The organism is Streptomyces sp. cg40 (assembly GCF_050320165.1).
GTDB classification, from domain to species: domain Bacteria; phylum Actinomycetota; class Actinomycetes; order Streptomycetales; family Streptomycetaceae; genus Streptomyces; species Streptomyces hokutonensis.
Genome location: NZ_CP190128.1, coordinates 6,827,286 through 6,843,164 on the forward strand (window position 1 = coordinate 6,827,286; position 15,879 = coordinate 6,843,164).

A 15,879-nucleotide genomic window follows, 5' to 3' on the forward strand; every position below is an offset into this window, starting at 1 on the left:
GCGGTCACTGCTCCTTGTGGGGCTGTGTCGTTTTACCGAGTGCGCGGACGGTGCGGGACGGGCTGGGTCGGCCCAGTTGTTCGGCCATCCACACGCTGGTGGCGGTGAGACGGGCGAGGTCGACTCCGGAGTCGATGCCGAGACCCTGGAGCATCCACACCAGGTCCTCGGTCGCGAGATTGCCGGTGGCGGACTTGGCGAACGGACAGCCGCCGAGGCCGCCCGCGGAGGCGTCCACGGTGGTGACGCCGTGCTGGAGCGCGGCCAGGGTGTTGGCGAGGGCCTGGCCATAGGTGTCGTGGAAGTGCACGCCCAACACGGAGGTGGGGACGTGCTGTTCGTTGAGCGAGGCGAGAAGTTCCAGGACATGCCCGGGAGTTGCCACGCCGATCGTGTCGCCGAGGCTCAGTTCGTCGCAGCCCATGTCGACCAACGCCCGGCAGACACGCACCACTTGGGCGATCGGGACCGCACCCTCCCAGGGGTCGCCGAAGCACATCGACAGATAGCCGCGCACATGGGCGCCCTCCTCCTTGGCGCGGGCCACGACCGGGGCGAACACGGCCAGCGACTCGTCCACCGTGCGGTTGAGGTTGGCCTTGGCGAAGGACTCGGTGGCGCTGGCGAAGACGGCGACGCGGTTCGCGTCCAGGGCCAGGGCCCGGTCCAGGCCGCGGCCGTTCGGCACGAGGACGGGGAGGTGCACCTCCGGCAGGTCCCGCACGAGCGGGAACAGCTGCTCGGCGTCGGCCAGTTGGGGCACCCACTTGGGGTGGACGAAACTGGTGGCCTCGATGGTGGTCAGGCCCGCGTCGGCCAGCCGCCGGATGAACTCGGCCTTGACCTCGGTGGGCACGGTCGACTTCTCGTTCTGGAGTCCGTCACGGGCCCCGACCTCGTGGATGCGCACCCGCGCGGGCAGATCGGGGGCCGGTACGACCATCGGGAGTGTCACTGGTCCTCCTCCGCAGGTGCGACGACCAGGGGTGTGTCGATCACGGGTGTGACGACCGCCAGTACCTGGTCCATGGCGACCGTCGCGCCCGGTGTCACGTCGAGTTCGGCGACGGTGCCGGCGTGCGGTGCGGAGACGACGTGCTCCATCTTCATCGCCTCGACCACCAACAGGCTCTGTCCGGCCACCACTTGATCCCCTACGGCGACCTTCACCACGGTCACCGTCCCCGGCATCGGCGCGGTCAGCGACCCGGCACCGGACCGGTCGGCCCCGCTGAGCGAGGCGGCCACCGGATCGTGGTCCCGCACCTGCCAGGCGTCCCCGTCCCGGCCCAGCCAGTCACCGGCCCGCCGGAAGGTGTGCCGCACCCCGTCGAGGGTGACGGCGACCTGGTCCTCGGTCACGGTGTGGCTGCCGCGCGGGACGTACTCCACGGGCTCGGTGACCTTCAGGTGGAAGCCGACCGGCCTCGGAGTGCCGCCCAGCCGCCACCCGCTCGGCACCGAGAACGGGTCGGTCCAGCCCCCGCCCTCCGGCCGCAGCGCGTCCAGCCGTACGGCCGCTGCCGCCTCGTAGACCTCCTCGGGCACCTCGTCCGGGATGAGGGAGTCCGCCTCGCGCTCGACGAGTCCGGTGTCCAACTCGCCCGCCACGACCGCCGGATGGGCCAGCAGCCGCCGTAGGAACCCGGCGTTCGTCGGCACGCCCAGGGTGACCGAGTCCGCGAGGGCGGCCCGGAGCTTCCGGAGCGCGGTCGCGCGGTCGGGGCCGTAGCCGATGACCTTGGAGAGCATCGGGTCGTAGAGGCTGCCCACCTCGGTGCCCTCGGAGAGGCCGGAGTCGGTGCGGACGCCGTCGCCGGAGGGTTCGTGCAGCTTCAACACCGTGCCGCCGGACGGCAGGAACCCGCGCGAGGGGTCTTCGGCGCAGATCCGCGCCTCCACCGCATGCCCGGTGAGTGCGATGTCCTCCTGCGCGAAGGGCAGCCGCTCGCCCGCCGCCACCCGCAGCTGCCACTCCACCAGGTCGAGCCCGGTCACCAACTCCGTTACCGGATGCTCCACTTGGAGGCGGGTATTCATCTCCATGAAGTAGTACGACGACGGGTCGTTCCCGGGGACGATGAACTCCACCGTGCCCGCGCCCGCGTACCCGCACGAGCGGGCCGCCTGGACCGCCGCCTCGCCCATCGCCGCGCGCGTGGCCTCGTCGAGGAGCACGCTCGGGGCCTCCTCGACGACCTTCTGGTGCCGGCGCTGCAAGGAGCACTCGCGCTCGCCGAGATGGACGACGTTGCCGTGGCCGTCGGCCAGGACCTGGATCTCGATGTGCCGGGGCCGGTCCACCCACCGCTCGACGAGCAGCGTGTCGTCGCCGAAGGAGGCGCGGGCCTCGCGGCGGGCGGCGGCGATCTCGTCGTCCAGGAGGCTGAGGTCGCGGACCAGGCGCATGCCCTTGCCACCACCGCCGGCCGAGGGCTTGAGGAGGACGGGCGCGTCCAACTCGTGTGCCGCTTTGGCGAGTTCGGGGTCGCGACCGCCGGGGACGACCGGGACACCGGCCGCCTCCACCGTCTCCTTGGCGCGGATCTTGTCGCCCATGAGGGCGATCGCGTCCGCCGGAGGGCCGATGAAGACCAGCCCGGCGTCGGCGCACGCGCGCGCGAAGGCCGCGTTCTCGGCGAGGAAGCCGTAGCCGGGGTGCACGGCCTGCGCGCCCGTGCGGGCGGCGGCCTCCAGCAGCCGGTCCACGGACAGATAGCTCTCGGCCGCCGGGGCGGGACCGATCCGTACCGCCGTGTCGGCCTCCCGGACGTGCCGGGCGTCCGCGTCGGCGTCTGAGAAGACGGCCACCGAGCGCACACCGAGCGAGCGCAGGGTGCGGATCACGCGGACCGCGATCTCGCCCCGGTTGGCCACCAGGACCGTCTCGAACATGTCGGCCGTCTTGGGCATCTCGGGCACCCTCATCACATCCGGAAGACGCCGAACTGGGGGTTTCCCAGGGGCGCGTTGGCACAGGCGGTCAGGGCGAGACCCAGCACCTGGCGGGTCTCCAGGGGGTCGATGACCCCGTCGTCCCAGAGGCGGGCGGTCGCGTAGTAGGCGTTGCCCTGGCGCTCGTACTGCTGCCGGATCGGGTCCTTGAAGGCGTCCTCGTCCCCGGCGGGCCAGGACTCGCCGCGCGCCTCCAACTGGTCGCGCTTCACCGTCGCGAGGACCGACGCGGCCTGCTCGCCGCCCATCACGGAGATCTTGGCGCCGGGCCACATCCACAGGAAGCGGGGGGAGTACGCCCGGCCGCACATCGAGTAGTTGCCCGCGCCGTACGAGCCGCCGACGACCACCGTCAGTTTCGGCACGCGCGCGCAGGCGACGGCGGTGACCATCTTGGCGCCGTGTTTGGCGATGCCGCCCGCCTCGTAGTCCTTGCCGACCATGAACCCCGAGATGTTCTGGAGGAACACGAGCGGGATGCCGCGCTGGTCGCACAGCTCGATGAAGTGGGCGCCCTTCTGGGCGGATTCGGAGAACAGGATGCCGTTGTTGGCGACGATGCCCACCGGGTGGCCGTGGATCCGGGCGAAGCCGGTGACCAGGGTCTGCCCGAACTCGGCCTTGAACTCCGAGAAGCGCGAGCCGTCGACCACGCGCGCGATGATCTCCCGTACGTCGTAGGGGGTACGGGAGTCGACCGGGACGGCGCCGTAGATCCCGTAGGGGTCGACCTTCGGCTCGACCGCCTCGGTGACCTCCCAAGGGAGCGGTCCGCGCGCGGGGAGCGTGGCGGCGATGTTCCGGACGATCCGCAGGGCGTGCGCGTCGTCCTCCGCGAGGTGGTCGGTGACGCCCGACACGCGCGCGTGGACGTCACCGCCGCCCAGCTCCTCGGCGGTGACGACCTCGCCGGTGGCGGCCTTCACCAGGGGAGGCCCGCCGAGGAAGATGGTCCCCTGATTCCGCACGATGACGGCCTCGTCGCTCATCGCCGGGACGTAGGCCCCACCGGCGGTGCACGACCCCAGCACGGCGGCGATCTGAGGCACGCCCGCCCCCGACATCCGGGCTTGGTTGTAGAAGATCCGCCCGAAGTGCTCACGGTCCGGGAACACCTCGTCCTGCATGGGCAGGAAGGCACCCCCGGAGTCGACGAGATAGATGCACGGAAGCCGATTCTCCAGGGCGATCTCCTGGGCCCGCAGATGCTTCTTCACGGTCATCGGGTAGTACGTCCCGCCCTTGACCGTGGCGTCATTGGCGACGATCACGCACTCGCGCCCGCTCACCCGCCCGATCCCGGCGATCACACCGGCGGCCGGGGCGGCCCCGTCGTACATCCCGTCGGCGGCCAGTGGCGCCAGCTCCAGGAAGGGCGAGCCGGGGTCGAGCAGCGTGTCGACGCGGTCGCGGGGAAGCAGCTTGCCGCGCGCGGTGTGCCGCTCCCGGGCCCGCTCACCCCCGCCGAGCCGGGCCGCGGCCAGCTTGGTGCGCAGCTCCTCGCCCAACGCGCGGTGCGCCGCCTCGTTGGCCCGCCACGCCTCCGACGCGGGATCCGCCGCGCTCGTCAGCTCCGGTGCCTCTTGCATCTGTGGGTCCCCTCGCACAGCGATCGACCGCTCTCGGCTGTTAATGAGCGTTAACCATTTCCTTCAGGTTAACGACCGCTAACCTCCCTGTCTAGAATTGCTTTCATGACCACGAGAACCGACGCCCCCACCCGCCGCGAGCAGATCCTCAAGGAGGCCGCGCGGCTCTTCGCCGAGCGGGGATTCCACGGCGTCGGCGTGGACGAGATAGGCGCCGCGGTCGGCATCAGCGGCCCCGGCCTCTACCGCCACTTCCCGGGCAAGGACGCGATGCTCGCCGAGCTCCTGGTAGGCATCAGCGGCCAGCTCCTGACAGGCGCGAAGCGCCGACTGGCGGAGGCGGAGGGCATGACCTCCTCCGAGCCCCTCCTCGACTCCCTCATCGAGGGCCACATCGACTTCGCCCTCGACGACCGCCCCCTGATCACCCTCCACGACCGAGAACTGGACCGCCTCCGCGACACCGACCGCAAACTGGTCCGCCAGCTCCAGCGCCAGTACGTCGAACTGTGGGTGGAGGTCGTCCGGGACGTATACCCGGACCTGGCCGAACCCAGCGCGCGATCAGCGGTCCACTCGGTCTTCGGCCTGCTCAACTCGACACCGCACCTGGGGCGACCGGGGTCGTTGCCTGGACGGGGGGCGACGGCGGAACTGCTGCACCGGATGGCGCGGGGGGCGTTCGGAGCGGCGGCTTCGGCAGGCTGACGGATCCGGGCCGGGGCCGGGAGCCGCGAACCGAGGGCCGCCGAACGAGAAACGGAAGCCGCAAGCCGCAAGCCGCAGGCTGGAGGCTGGGGGCGCGAAGCCGGAAACCGGAAGCCGAGGGCCGAGGATCGGAGGCCGGAGGCGCGAAGCCGGAAACCGAAGTCGAGGGCCGGACCGGAGATCGGAAGCCGTAAGCCGGAAGCCGAAGGCTGGAGGCGCGAAGCCGAAAACGGGAGGCTGAGGGCGGAGGACCGGAGGCGCGAAGCCCGAGGCCGGAAGTCGAAGGCCGAGGTGCGGAGACCGGAAGTCGTAAGCCGAAGGCTAGAGGCTGGAGGCGCGAAACCGGAGACCGGAAGTCGAAGGCCGAGGTGCGGAGACCGGAAGTCGTAAGCCGAAGGCTGGAGGCGCGAAGCCCGAGACCGGAAGTCGAAGGCTGGGGGGCGGAGACCGGACAGCCGAGAGCAGAGGGTCGACGGCCGGAGACCAAAAACCGGAAGCCGAGGGCCGGAGACCGGAAGCCCTTCGGGCAGAGGCCGGGCCGCAAGCCGCGGATCGGGTGCGGTCGGCGGACGCAGGCGCTGCCGGCGACGCGGGCGCGGTTGCCGACGCGGGCGCGGGCGAGCCGCCCCCGGGGTCCGGGGCGGAGCCCCGTGGCGGGGCCTCTCGGCCCACCGAGTCGGGCGGGTGGGTGGGCAAAGGCGGCGTGACGAGCGTTACGTGTCCGTTCCGCTGGACGGTCTCCCTACTCGCCGGTACCGTGATGTTCTGAGCAAGCGCTTAGACATGCGTCAGGTATCCATGCGGAGGTGGCGGCGGTGCGCCGTACTGTGTTCAACGAGGACCACGAGGCGTTCCGGGAGACCCTGCGGGCCTTCATCGAGGCCGAGGTCGTCCCCGTCTACGACGAGTGGTTCGCCGCCGGCCAGGCGCCGCGCGAGTTCTACTACAAGCTCGCCGAGCTCGGCGTCTTCGGCATCCGCGTGGACGAGGAGTACGGCGGCGCCGGCATCGACTCGTACAAGTTCGAGGCCGTCCTCTACGAGGAGACCGCGCGCGCGGGTGTCTCCTTCGGCGGCTCCGGTGTGCACGTGCTGCTCGGCCTGCCCTACATCAAGCTGCTCGCCAACGACGAGCAGAAGAAGAAGTACCTCCCGAAGTTCGTCTCCGGCGAGGAGATGTGGGCCATCGCGATGACGGAGCCGGGCACCGGTTCCGACCTCGCGGGCATGAAGACCACCGCCAAGCTCTCCGAGGACGGCACGCACTACGTCCTCAACGGCGCCAAGACCTTCATCACCGGCGGCGTGCACGCCGACCGCATGATCGTCTGCGCCCGCACCTCCCCGTCCACCAAGGAGGACCGCCGCCACGGCATCTCCCTCTTCGTGGTGGACACCAAGGCCGAGGGCTACTCGGTAGGCCGCAAGCTCGACAAGCTCGGCCTGAAGACCTCCGACACCGCCGAGCTGGCGTTCGTCGACGTCAAGGTGCCCGTCGAGGACCTCCTCGGCGAGGAGAACAAGGGCTTCTACTACCTGGGCCACAACCTCGCCTCCGAGCGCTGGGGCATCGCCTTCGGCGCCTACGCGCAGGCCAAGGCCGCCGTCCGGTTCGCCAAGCAGTACGTCCAGGACCGCGTGGTCTTCGGCCAGCCCGTCGCCGCGTTCCAGAACACCAAGTTCGAACTGGCCGCCTGCCAGGCCGAGGTGGACGCCGCCGAGGCCGTCGTCGACCGCGCCACCGAGGCCCTGGACGCCGGCGAGCTGACCCCCGCCGAGGCGGCCAGCGCCAAGCTGTTCACCACCGAGGTCGCGCACCGCGTGATCGACCGCTGCCTCCAGCTGCACGGCGGCTACGGCTTCATGAACGAGTACCCGATCGCCCGCCTGTACGCGGACAACCGCGTCAACCGCATCTACGGCGGCACCAGCGAGATCATGAAGACGATCATCGCCAAGGACATGGGTCTGTAAGGTCCCGGCAATTACTGCCCGGTACAACTAACCCCATGAACCAGGCACTACAGGATCTCCTCGATCTGCTCGACCTGGAGCAGATCGAGGAGAACATCTTCCGCGGCGAGTCCCGCTCCGCCGTCGTCCCCCGCGTGTTCGGGGGCCAGGTGGCGGCCCAGGCCCTGGTCGCCGCCGGACGGACGGTCCCCGCCGACCGGTACGCGCACTCCCTGCACGCGTACTTCCTGCGCACGGGCGACCCCGGCGCGCCCATCGTCTACACCGTCGAGCGGATCCGCGACGGCCGCTCCTTCACCACCCGCCGCGTGCTCGCCGTCCAGCACGGCCGGCCGATCTTCGCGCTGTCGGCGTCCTTCCAGGCGTACGAGGAGGGCCTCGACCACCAGGCCCCCATGCCGCCCGCGCCCGACCCGGAGACCGTGCCCACGAGCCGCGAGCGGCTGCTCGGCTACGACCACCTCGATCAGGGGATCGTTGAACGATTCCTGGAGGCGCGTCAGGCGATCGACCTCCGGTACGTCGACGACCCGCCGTACGGCCGCTTCGGCGAGCCGCGCGAACCGCACTCCCAGGTCTGGTTCCGCACCAACGGCAAGCTTGTGGACGACCCCCTGCTCCACGTAGTACTCGCGACCTACGTCTCCGACATGACCCTCCTCGACTCGATCCTCCTCGCGCACGGCCGCGGCGGCTGGGCCGTAGGAGACGTCGTAGGGGCCTCGCTCGACCACGCGATGTGGTTCCACCGGCCGTTCCGCGCGGACGAGTGGCTGCTCTACGACCAGGAGTCGCCCTCGGCGTACGGCGGACGCGGGCTCGGGCAGGCCCGGATCTACACGCAGGACGGCCGGCTGGCCGTTTCGGTCATCCAGGAGGGTGTCGTCCGGGTTCCTCGGGAACACTGAGGGGCATGGCAGAAGCAGAGGAAACCGAGGGCGGCGGCGAGTCCACCCTCACGGTGATCGTCGCGGCCGTCGCCAACCTGGGGATCGCGCTGGCCAAGGCGGTCGCGGGCGTCATCAGCGGCTCCAGCGCGATGCTCTCCGAGGCCGCGCACTCCGTCGCCGACACGGTCACCGAACTCCTCCTCCTCACCGCCCTCAAGCGCAGCGAGAAACCCGCCGACGAGGAACACCCCCTCGGCTACGGCCCCGAGCGCTACATCTGGGCGATGCTCGCCGCCGTCGCCACCTTCGTGGGCGGCGCCGTCTTCTCGATCTACGACGGCATCCACACCCTGGTCGCCGGCGAGGACCTGGGCGACCCGCTGATCTCCTACATCGTGCTCGGCGTCGCCTTCCTCCTGGAGGGCTACTCCCTGCGGACGGGCGTACGCCAGGCGCGCGGCGAGGCGGCCCGCTTCGACGCCTCCTTCAAGCGCTACCTCCGCTACACCCCCGACACCGCGGTGAAGGCCGTAGTACTGGAGGACTCCGCCGCCCTGGTCGGCCTGGTCCTCGCGGCCGGCGGCCTGCTCGGCGGACAGCTCACCGGCTCCGGCGTCTGGGACGGCATCGCGTCCCTCTGCATCGGCCTCCTGCTGCTCTACGTCGCCTGGGTCCTCGGCCGCTCCAACGCCGAACTCCTCATCGGCCGCCCCCTGCCCAAGCCCATGCGGGACCGCATCCGGGAAGAGCTGCTCGGGGTCGAACACATCGAAGCCGTACTGGAGTTGACGACCCTCGTGCAGGGCCCGCGCGAGGCGCTGGTCGCCGCGAAGATCGACTTCCGGGACCGGTCGAGTGCCGCACAGATCGAGTGGGCCTGCGAACAGGCCGAACAGCGGCTGCGGGAGGCGTTCCCGTCGGTGAACCGGGTGTATCTGGACCCGACGCCGGGGTACGCGCAGCGCCGGGCGGAGGGGCTCAACCCCTGGCCGTGAACTCCTGGCCATGACAAGGGAGTCGAGCCGCGACGAGCCGGGCGGTCAGGACAGCCCCGACTCCGCCAGCAGATACGCCGTCAGCGGGTCGTAGTACCTGGGGCTGACCACATGGTCGTCGAGCGGGACGGCCACCTGGAGGGTGCCCTCGGACTCGGCGAGGAAGAGCGCCGGGTCGTTGCAGTCCGCGTAGCCGACGGAGTCGACGCCGTGCCGGCCCGCGTAGCCCGCCCAGCCGTGGTCGGCGACGACCAGGTCGGGCAGCGGGCGGCCCTCGCGCTCCATGGCGGTGAGGATCGCCTTCATCGGCTCACCGGAGTGCGTGTGCCAGAGCGTGGCGCCGTGCTCCAGGACGGCCACGTCCGCGAACTGCATGACGTACCCCTCCTCCGTCTGGAGTCCCTCCGGGATCACCACGATCTCGCAGCCGGCCGTGCGCAGCGCGGCGGCCGTGGAGTGGTGCACTTCGAGCAGACCGCCCGGGTGACCGGTCGCGAACAGCACCCGCTGCTGCCCGTCGGCCGCCTTGCGCAGCCGCGCGGCGAGCCGGTCGAGCGCCGCGACCGTCAGCTCCGGGTCAATGGTGTCCTGGCCGTAGCGGTACTCGGGATCGTCGTTCACCCCCACCCGCTCCGCCATCACCGCGAGCACGTCCTGCTCGTCGGACCAGCGGTTGCCGAGCTCCAGACCGAGCCAGTAGTGGCGGTCGCCGTTGGCCAGCTTGCGGTAGTGGGAGAGGTTGTTCTCGCGGGGGGTGGCTACGTCGCCCGCGATACGGGTCTTCACAAGGTGATCGACGAGCTCGGCGCGGCTTGGGGTCCCGGGTATCGGCATGGTTCCCATTGTGGAGCAGCGGGCTGTGCCGGTGCCCGGCGTCCCGCACGCTGGGATGTGGATCACTCGCGGGTGACTCGGGCGTGACCGCTCACAGCTGACGCAGGCCGAACCACAGCTCCATCCGTACGTCCGGATCGTCCAGGTCCGCGTCCAGCAGCGCCGCGCACCGGGCGATCCGCTGCCGCACGGTGTTGCGGTGCACGGCCAGCGCGACCGCCGTACGGTCCCAACTCCCGTGCAGCGAGAGCCAGGTGCGCAGGGTCTCGGTGAGCGCGGGGCTCGCGGCGAGCGGGGCGAGGAGGGTGCGGGCGTGTGCCTCGGCTTCTCCGTGGGGGAGCAGTTCGGCGAGGCCGGGGCGGGACGCTGCGCTGTGCTGGACCAGGGACGTGCGGGTGGCGTGGGCGCGGGCCAAGGCGCGGGCCGCCTGGGTGTCGGCGGTGGACCAGTCCTGCGGAGCTACGGGGGCACTGACACCGAGGGTCCAGCCGGGCTGGGGGCCGGGCTCGCGATCGGCGGGGACCAGTACCCGTACTACCTCGGGCGTCAGGTCGATCAGCGCGGAACCGAGGGCGGCGCCCAGCGCGGACGCGGCGACCGGGTCGGAGACGGGGGTGTCGGGCGCCGCGTGCACGACGGTCCACCGGTCCGCGCCGAGCAGCGGCGCGACGTCCTCCGGCGGGGCGCCCAGCAGCAGTCGTACGAGCGCCGAGGAACGGTTCGCTCCCGTGCGGCTCTGGTGTTCGCCGGTGAGGAGGGAGAGCAGTACGGCGGCGACGGAGGCGATGGTGTGGTCGCCGGGGTCGCGGTGCGGGGCGGCGACCCCCAGGACGAAGCCCTGACCGGTACCCAGGGCGTAGGCCGCGAGATGGGCGCCGGGGACGGTGTCGGTGGCGGAGGTGGGGGACACCGCGGAAGAGGGTGCTTCGGTGGGCCGCACCACCCGCGCCAGCCCCGCCAGCGCGTCCCGTACCTCCGTCGCCGCCGCTCCCCGCCCCGCCGCCGCGATCTCCGTGCCGTCGGGCCCGTACAGCACCGCCCGGCCGCCGACCCGCTGGGCGAGCTGCCGTAGGACCGAAGGGACCGGGTCGGGGCGGGAGGCCGCTGCCGCCAGGCTCTGCTGGGCCTCGGTGACGCGGCGGAGTTCGGCGAGGCGGGCCTGCGCCATCAGCTGCCAGACCGCGCGGGCCACGCGCGAGAAGGGGGTGGGGGGCGGGACCTCCAGGAGTGGCAGGTCGTAGTGGTCGCAGGCCGCGACCAGGGCCCTCGGCACGGTGTCGTGGACCGGTGCGACGCCGAAGCCGAGGGCCACCCCGCCCGCCTCGACGATCCGGGAGACGTAGTCGGCGAAGTAGGTGCCGGAGCCGGCCGCCTCCGGGATGTGGACGCCCGCCGTCAGCAGCAGTTCGCCGCCCAGCAGATACGGATACGGGTCCGGCATCTCCGACGTGTGCGCCCAGTGGATGACGATGTCGGGGTCGGTGGGGCCGGCGATCTGCCGCAGCCCCAGGTCCTCGCGGGCCAGCAGGGCGGCGAGGGGTACCGGAGGAGTAGGGGGTGTAGGGGGTGCGGGGGGAATCGTGAGGTCCGGCATGGTGGACGTTTCCTCCATCGCCTCGTGCTCGAATGGATGAAACGTACACTTCGCAGCCGCTTTCCGGCCACCTAGGGTCAGTCGCGACGCAAGCCCCCCCCCGAGACATCGGGACGACCCCGAGAGCGCGCGAAGGAGGCCCCCATGGCCGTCGACTACACCGTCATCGTCGTCTACCTGGCCGGCATGCTGGCCATGGGCTGGTGGGGCATGCGCCGCGCCAGGTCCAAGAGCGACTTCCTGGTCGCGGGCCGCCGCCTGGGTCCCGTCATGTACTCCGGCACCATGGCCGCCATCGTCCTCGGCGGCGCGTCCACCATCGGCGGGGTGGGCCTCGGCTACCAGTACGGGTTGTCGGGGGCGTGGATGGTCTTCACCATCGGCCTCGGCCTGCTCGCCCTCTCGGTCTTCTTCTCCGCCCGCATCGCCCGCCTGAAGGTGTACACCGTCTCCGAGATGCTCGATCTCAGGTACGGGGGCCGCGCGGGAGTGATCTCCGGCGTGGTCATGTGGGCCTACACCCTGATGCTCGCGGTCACCTCGACCATCGCCTACGCCACGATCTTCGACGTCCTCTTCGACATGAACCGCACGGTCGCGATCGTCCTCGGCGGCTCGATCGTCGTCGCGTACTCGACGCTCGGCGGCATGTGGTCGATCACCCTCACCGACATGGTGCAGTTCGTGGTGAAGACGATCGGCGTGCTCCTGCTCCTGCTGCCCATCGCGGTCGTCAAGGCGGGCGGATTCTCCGAGATGAAGGCGAAGCTGCCCACCGGCTACTTCGACCCGCTGGGCATCGGCGGCGAGACGATCTTCACGTACGTCCTGATCTACACGTTCGGGATGCTCATCGGCCAGGACATCTGGCAGCGCGTGTTCACGGCGGGCAGTGACCGGACCGCCAAGTGGGGCGGCACGGTCGCCGGCACCTACTGTCTCGTCTACGCCCTCGCAGGCGCCGTCATCGGCACGGCGGCGAAGGTCCTCTACCCCAACCTCGGCAGCCCGGACGACGCCTTCGCGACCATCGTCAAGGACGAACTCCCGGTCGGGGTAAGGGGATTGGTGCTCGCCGCCGCCCTCGCCGCCGTGATGTCGACGTCCTCCGGCGCGCTGATCGCCTGCGCCACGGTCGCCAACAACGACATCTGGTCGAAGCTGCGCGGAGCCGTCCGGCGGGACGCCGAGGAGGAGCAGCACGACGAGGTGCGGGGCAACCGCGCCTTCATCCTCGTCATGGGCGTCGCGGTGATCGTCACGGCGATCGCGCTCAACAACGTCGTCGAGGCCCTGACCGTGGCCTACAACCTCCTCGTCGGCGGCCTCCTCGTCCCGATCCTCGGCGGCCTGCTGTGGAAGCGCGGCACCGCACAGGGCGCGCTCGCCTCCGTCGCCGTCGGCGGCCTCGCGGTCGTCGGCCTGATGGCGGGCTACGGCATCCTCGCCAACGAGCCTGTCTACTACGGCCTGTTGGCCTCCCTCGCCGCCTACGTCGCCGTCTCGCTGGCGACGCCGGCGACCGACGCGGCGGTACTGACCGCCTGGCGGGAGCGGCTCGCCGGGCGCGGCGCCCCCGAACTGGCGTCCGAGCCGGTCGCCGCCCACCAGTAGAGTCGTAGCAGACGTACAAAGAAGCCCATACGCGACGAAGCGTAGGAAAGAAGGCAGTCCCCATGACCAGCAACGAGACGCCCCGCGGCCCCGTCGACTCCTCGCGCATCCCGCGCTACGCCGGGCCCGCGACCTACGCCCGGCTCCCGCGTCTTGACGAGGTCGGCAGCGCGGACGTCGCCGTGGTCGGGGTGCCGTTCGACGCCGGGGTCTCCTACCGGCCGGGCGCGCGCTTCGGCGGCAACGCGATCCGCGAGGCGTCCCGGCTGCTGCGGCCGTACAACCCGGCGCAGGACGCGTCCCCGTTCGCCCTCGCGCAGGTCGCGGACGCCGGTGACATCGCGGCGAACCCGTTCAACATCAACGAGGCCGTCGAGACGATCGAGGAGGCGGCGGACCAACTCCTGGGCACCGGCGCCCGGTTGATGACCCTGGGCGGCGACCACACCATCGCCCTGCCGCTGCTCCGGTCCGTCGCGAAGAAGCACGGCCCGGTGGCGCTGCTGCACTTCGACGCCCATCTCGACACCTGGGACACGTACTTCGGCGCCGAGTACACGCACGGGACGCCGTTCCGGCGGGCGGTGGAGGAGGGCATCCTCGACACCGAGGCGCTCTCGCACGTCGGGATCCGCGGTCCGCTCTACGGCAAGCAGGACCTCACGGACGACGAGAAGCTGGGCTTCGGCATCGTCACGTCGGCGGACGTCTACCGCAGGGGCGCCGACGAGGTCGCCGACCAGCTCCGCCAGCGCATCGGCGACCGCCCGCTCTACATCTCCATCGACATCGACTGCCTCGACCCGGCCCACGCGCCCGGCACCGGCACACCCGAGGCCGGCGGCCTGACCTCGCGCGAACTTCTGGAGATCCTGCGCGGCCTGGCATCCTGCAACCTGGTGTCGGCGGACGTCGTCGAGGTGGCACCGGCGTACGACCACGCCGAGATCACGTCGGTGGCCGCCTCTCACACCGCGTACGACCTGATCACCATCATGTCCCGTCAGATTGCCGAGGCCCGTTCGAAGTGACCCACGACCACGACCTGGAGCTCCGCCCCACGGCCGCGCAGATCACCGCCGCGCTGAACCCGCCTCCCGGGCGCAACGGCGGCGACCTGGTCGTGGAGACCCTGGCCGGGCTCGGCGCGACGACCGTCTTCGGCCTGCCCGGCCAGCACGCGCTCGGCATGTTCGACGCGCTGCGCCGCTCCGACCTGCGGTACATCGGCCTGCGGGTGGAGAACAACGCAGGGTTCGCGGCGGACGCGTACGGCCGCATCACGGGCGAGGCGGCGCCGCTGCTGCTGTCCACGGGCCCGGGTGCCCTGACATCCCTGGCCGCGCTCCAGGAGGCACGCGCGGCCTCGGCCCCCGTCCTGGCGATCAGCAGCCAGATCCCGACGGCGGGCCTGGGCGGCGGACGCCACGGCTATCTGCACGAACTCCCGGACCAGTCCGCCTCGTTCAGGGGCGTGGTGAAGTCGGTCCACACGGTCCGTACGCAGTCGCAGATCCCGTCCGCGATCGCGGAGGCGTGGAAGTCCGCGCTGACGGCCCCGCACGGCCCGGTGTGGGTGGAGATCCCGCAGGACGTCCTGCTGGCCGAGACCCTGCTCCCCGTGGTGACGGCGGTGGACGCGACCCCGGAGGACCTGGTCCCGCGCCCCGAGCTGACCGCCGTGGCAGCGGACCTGCTGTCCCGCGCGGCGCGTCCCGCGATCATCGCGGGCGGGGGAGTCGTACGGGCGGACGCGTCGAAGAAGCTGCGGCAGCTGGCGGAGAAGCTCCAGGCGCCGGTGGTCACGACCCCCGGCGGCAAGGGGGCGTTCCCGTGGAACCATCCGCTCTCGCTCCAGTCCTGGCTGGAGGACCGCCACACGACGGACTTCCTGGAGGACGCGGACGTCCTGCTGGTGGTGGGCTCAGGGCTGGGCGAACTGTCCTCCAACTACCACACGTTCGCCCCGCGCGGCCGGGTCATCCAGATCGAGGCGGACCTCGGCAAACTGGAGTCGAACCACCCGGCGTTGGGCATCCACGCGGACGCGTGGCACGCGGTGCAGGCGCTGTCGGAGACGGTGACGGAGCGGACGGACCCGACGGCGCAGAAGCGGGTACGGGATGTTCTGGAGAAGGTCCGGGAACGCATCGCCGGGCAGGAACTGACCCTGGAACAGGGCGTGTTGGAGTCGGTCCGCCGGGCCCTGCCCGCCGACTCCCCGTCCTTCTGGGACATGACGATCCTCGCCTACTGGGCCTGGTCGGCGTTCGACGCGAAGGGCCCCAACCACCTCCACTCCGCCCAGGGCGCGGGCGGCCTCGGCTACGGCTTCCCGGCGGCACTGGGCGCGGCGGCGGCGGACCCGACACGGCCGGTGCTGGCGGTGTCGGGGGACGGGGGCGCGCTGTACTCGATCGCGGAGCTGGCGACGGCGCGACAGTACGACCTGAACGTCACCTGGCTCATCGTCGACGACGGTGGCTACGGGATTCTGCGGGAGTACATGACGGACGCCTTCGGCGAGGCGACGGCGACGGAACTGACCCGGCCGGACTACGTGGCGCTGGCGGAGTCGTTCGGGGTGCGAGGGGTTCGTACGACCCCGGAGGCACTGGAGTCGGACCTGGCCAAGGCGTTGGGGGAACCGGGGCCTTCCGTGGTCGTACTCCCGGCTGTGCTGCGGATGTTCGCGGCTACGCACTTGGGGTGAGGGGGTCGGCGGCC

At 71.3% G+C, this 15,879-nt stretch carries 12 protein-coding genes; 7 read left to right on the forward strand and 5 right to left on the reverse strand.

All coding sequences use genetic code 11. The features are described from left to right. Positions 1-4 precede the first annotated feature (4 nt). Genes ACQHII_RS30725 through ACQHII_RS30735 form a run of 3 tightly spaced genes read right to left on the reverse strand, consistent with a single transcriptional unit; the run spans position 5 to position 4,544 of the window. On the reverse strand, positions 5-943 hold the full coding sequence (locus ACQHII_RS30725; protein ID WP_427925441.1) for a hydroxymethylglutaryl-CoA lyase: 939 nt from the start codon (positions 941-943) through the stop codon (positions 5-7). A gap of 8 nt (positions 944-951) precedes the next feature. Next, complete coding sequence (locus ACQHII_RS30730; RefSeq protein ID WP_427925442.1) at positions 952-2,895, reverse strand: biotin carboxylase N-terminal domain-containing protein; 1,944 nt, start codon at positions 2,893-2,895, stop codon at positions 952-954. A gap of 32 nt (positions 2,896-2,927) precedes the next feature. After that, positions 2,928-4,544 carry a carboxyl transferase domain-containing protein gene (locus tag ACQHII_RS30735; RefSeq protein WP_427922321.1) on the reverse strand — a complete coding sequence of 539 codons (1,617 nt, stop codon included), beginning with the start codon at positions 4,542-4,544 and terminating at the stop codon, positions 2,928-2,930. Between the two features lie 105 nt (positions 4,545-4,649). Here ACQHII_RS30735 and ACQHII_RS30740 point away from each other — a divergent pair, with 105 nt between their 5' ends. The 4 genes from ACQHII_RS30740 to ACQHII_RS30755 all read left to right on the forward strand — a co-directional run bounded on the left by ACQHII_RS30740 (position 4,650) and on the right by ACQHII_RS30755 (position 9,110). Further along, on the forward strand, positions 4,650-5,252 hold the full coding sequence (locus ACQHII_RS30740; protein ID WP_427922322.1) for a TetR/AcrR family transcriptional regulator: 603 nt from the start codon (positions 4,650-4,652) through the stop codon (positions 5,250-5,252). Positions 5,253-6,067: 815 nt separating this feature from the next. Further along, the gene (locus ACQHII_RS30745; RefSeq protein WP_026178084.1) at positions 6,068-7,225 is read left to right on the forward strand and encodes an acyl-CoA dehydrogenase family protein; all 1,158 of its coding nucleotides are present in this window, start codon (positions 6,068-6,070) and stop codon (positions 7,223-7,225) included. Positions 7,226-7,260: 35 nt separating this feature from the next. Continuing rightward, positions 7,261-8,133, forward strand: a complete 873-nt coding sequence (locus ACQHII_RS30750; protein ID WP_427922323.1) for an acyl-CoA thioesterase — start codon at positions 7,261-7,263, stop codon at positions 8,131-8,133. 5 nt (positions 8,134-8,138) lie between these two features. Further along, positions 8,139-9,110, forward strand: a complete 972-nt coding sequence (locus tag ACQHII_RS30755) for a cation diffusion facilitator family transporter (RefSeq protein ID WP_093627014.1) — start codon at positions 8,139-8,141, stop codon at positions 9,108-9,110. 45 nt (positions 9,111-9,155) lie between these two features. On the opposite strand, the gene ACQHII_RS30760 is transcribed toward ACQHII_RS30755, so the two are convergent. After that, positions 9,156-9,944, reverse strand: coding sequence for a phosphatase (locus ACQHII_RS30760; protein ID WP_427922324.1), 789 nt, complete (start codon positions 9,942-9,944; stop codon positions 9,156-9,158). Positions 9,945-10,035: 91 nt separating this feature from the next. After that, the gene (locus ACQHII_RS30765; protein ID WP_427922325.1) at positions 10,036-11,556 is read right to left on the reverse strand and encodes a PucR family transcriptional regulator ligand-binding domain-containing protein; all 1,521 of its coding nucleotides are present in this window, start codon (positions 11,554-11,556) and stop codon (positions 10,036-10,038) included. A gap of 126 nt (positions 11,557-11,682) precedes the next feature. Here ACQHII_RS30765 and ACQHII_RS30770 point away from each other — a divergent pair, with 126 nt between their 5' ends. The 3 genes from ACQHII_RS30770 (at position 11,683) to ACQHII_RS30780 (ending at position 15,865) form a co-directional block, all read left to right on the forward strand. Continuing rightward, positions 11,683-13,152 carry a sodium:solute symporter gene (locus ACQHII_RS30770; RefSeq protein ID WP_427922326.1) on the forward strand — a complete coding sequence of 490 codons (1,470 nt, stop codon included), beginning with the start codon at positions 11,683-11,685 and terminating at the stop codon, positions 13,150-13,152. Positions 13,153-13,214: 62 nt separating this feature from the next. Beyond that, entirely contained in the window at positions 13,215-14,183 is a 969-nt protein-coding gene (gene speB / locus ACQHII_RS30775; protein ID WP_427922327.1) for an agmatinase, read from the forward strand. After that, positions 14,180-15,865 carry a thiamine pyrophosphate-binding protein gene (locus ACQHII_RS30780; protein ID WP_427922328.1) on the forward strand — a complete coding sequence of 562 codons (1,686 nt, stop codon included), beginning with the start codon at positions 14,180-14,182 and terminating at the stop codon, positions 15,863-15,865. The genes speB and ACQHII_RS30780 overlap by 4 nt, the downstream gene beginning before the upstream one ends. The last annotated feature ends 14 nt before the right edge of the window (positions 15,866-15,879 follow it).